2 protein-coding genes are annotated in these 2,494 nt (G+C 71.0%); one reads left to right on the top strand and one right to left on the bottom strand.

Annotated features, from left to right (window positions below):
• Positions 1 to 288 precede the first annotated feature (288 nt).
• Positions 289 to 435, bottom strand: a complete 147-nt coding sequence (locus ACFYZL_RS40040) for a hypothetical protein (RefSeq protein ID WP_388686130.1) — start codon at positions 433 to 435, stop codon at positions 289 to 291.
• 371 nt (positions 436 to 806) lie between these two features.
• On the opposite strand from ACFYZL_RS40040, the gene ACFYZL_RS40035 reads away from it, so the two are divergent.
• Positions 807 to 1,445 carry a hypothetical protein gene (locus tag ACFYZL_RS40035; RefSeq protein WP_388686128.1) on the top strand — a complete coding sequence of 213 codons (639 nt, stop codon included), beginning with the start codon at positions 807 to 809 and terminating at the stop codon, positions 1,443 to 1,445.
• The last annotated feature ends 1,049 nt before the right edge of the window (positions 1,446 to 2,494 follow it).

The raw sequence follows: 2,494 nt of genomic DNA, 5'->3' as shown, positions 1-2,494 counted from the left end.
CTTCGCCGAGCCGGGGCCGGCCCTTCGGGCCGGGGTCCTTCGCTGCGCTTCGGACGGGTTCGGGGTTCCGCTTCGCTCCACCCCGAACGGCTTGCTCTGCAAGCATGGGTGACCCCGTTTCACGGGGTCCGGGCCTTCGGCCCGTTGGGGTGTCCGCTCCGCTCCCACCCCGGTCCTTCCGGCTCCGCCTCCAGGACGGCCCGCTTCGCGGGCGCTGGCTGCGGAGCCGGGGAGGGGCACTGCCGTCAGCCGGGTACCGGCCCCGAGCCGCAGGGGTGTGCGCTGGACTCAGTCGGGGATCGGCTTGACGATTGTGTGCGTGATGATCTGATCCCGGATCTCCTTCGTCTCCAGCCTCTGGCGGCCCGCCACGACAGTCGGCTTCTCCACCGGAGTCTCCTCAGCCGAGGCCTCAACCTCTTGCTCGTCCGCCATCACGCTCTCCCTCTCTTCCGCAAACCGTTCCTACCCCGGCCAATCTCCCCAACCAGACCTCCCAATAACCGGCGATTACACGCCGCCAAAACAGCCACAACCAAGCCAGAGCCCTCGGCCCATACCGGGCCCCAGTCACCAGACAGGCCAACCCCAGTCTCACAAAAGCTTCCTTGGTTGCATCAAATTCACCTGCGGATCGAAACAGGAACCAGACTGACCCACCTCCCACGCGGTTCGAGTATCTATATAGATTGAGAGACCGGCTACGGCCGGGCCGGCTCACGGGCCTTGTCTCAACTGGCCGAGCAGCGCTCTGACCTGCCGGGATCCGGCCCGAACCGGCCTTGCGGCGAGGAATGATGGAGGACATGGGACACACCATGGTCATCGCGGTACCACCCGCCGACCTCGCCCGGCTCGATGCCCTCGTGGACGCGCAGAAGACCGCCGAAACGCGGTGGCAGGCCTCCGCCGAGCAGCAGGCCAGCATGCTCGATCTGCGGGGCCCGGCCCTGCGGGCGGCGCGTACGCGGATCCGCAGCGAGCGGGACCGGCTGCGCGAGACAGGAACGCACCGGGTCACCCGGTGGCGGGCCCTGGCCCCCGCCCTCCGCGCCGAGCTGGACGCGCGCGGACTGCTGCGGGAGTGGGAGCCGATCCCCGAGGGCGCACAGCAGGCCGGGCAGAACCTCGGCGGCACCGGCCCGTACGCAGGCGCCGGCCTCACCGGACGGCTGTGCGTCACCCTGCCCGACGCGCTCGCCGTGCCACTTCTGCGCGGGGTGTACTGGACCAACCTGCCGCACGTCCAGACCCTCGAAGCATGGGGCGACCGATGGGGAACAGACGCGGCGAGCAGGCGGGCCGCCCCGGACGAGGCCCTCGCCGAACGCGCCCAGACCGCCGCGCTCATCACGACCACCGGGGTGATCCTCCGCCAGACCCTCCACCGCACCATCAACCACCGGCCGAACACACCCACCATGTCCGCGAAACCGAGCACATGACCGAACGCCGCCCCCTGGGCACCGGCCCCCGCCCCACACCCCCCGCACCGCCCACAGCAGACCGCCGGGCCGCCTCACCCATTCACAGGGCTCAAGACGGGCGCACCCGATCACTGCAACGCCCCGCGGCGGCAATCACCCGCGGTGTCCCATGACGTATCGCATCGTTCGGCTGTTATGCCGATCATGAAACCCACCCTGCGCACCCTCACTACGATCGCTCTCGCAGCTTCCGCCCTGTCACTCACCGGACCCGCCCACGCCGACGTACCCGGCGCCGTGGGCCAGGCGGGCGCGTGCCTCTCCCTCACGGCGTCGAGCCTGCTGCTGCCAGCAACGGCGCCGAACTCGCCGAAGCCAGGGGCCGGGTCGGCCTCGGGGACTCCGGTGGACAAGATCATTGGGTGCTGGGGAGCCATTCCAGACGATGTGCTGCGGCCGTCGCCACCGCCGCCGTCGCCGTACTCACAGGGCCACTGATCGCGCCTGTACAACCCGCAGGGGCCGCCACCACGGCGGCCCCTGCGGCCGTTGCCGGGCTCTTGCCCGACTTGGGGAAAATGGGCGAATGATCGAACGTCGCGCCCTGGGCACCGGCCCGCGCCCCGCAACTCCCCCAGCACAACCGACCGCAGGCCGCCGGGCCCGGCTCGCAGCCGAGCCCGCCGAGTTGGTCGAGGCGTCCGTGAGCGCGCCACGCTCTCTAGGCCGGCGCACCCTCGGCAGGGGCACAGACGCCTCCGCGCCCTGACCTCCGGCACCAGCCGGGTCTGTTTGGGGGCGGCCCGGCGGTACTGCTGCCCCCAGAGCGCTCTGGGTGCCGGGCCTCACCCACGCACGCCATATCGACGCGGGCTGCCCCGACCCTAGCCCCCACGACAAGCCCCACACCGCCGCCCCAAGACACCCCCACCCAACCCGAGGCCGCAGACTCCGCCCTGAGGCCTCTGAGGCCCTCTGAGGCACGCTCCACCGGCCCGGGCGAACACACCCCGGCACAGGAACCCGCTGAACAGGCGTCAGCGGGTTCAAGGGACCCCATGCTTGGG

Origin of the sequence: Streptomyces sp. NPDC001717 (assembly GCF_042892775.1) — a bacterium.
GTDB lineage: Bacteria > Actinomycetota > Actinomycetes > Streptomycetales > Streptomycetaceae > Streptomyces.
The sequence above is the reverse complement of the archived record's forward strand: the minus strand, read 5'-3'. Positions and strand labels throughout refer to the sequence as shown.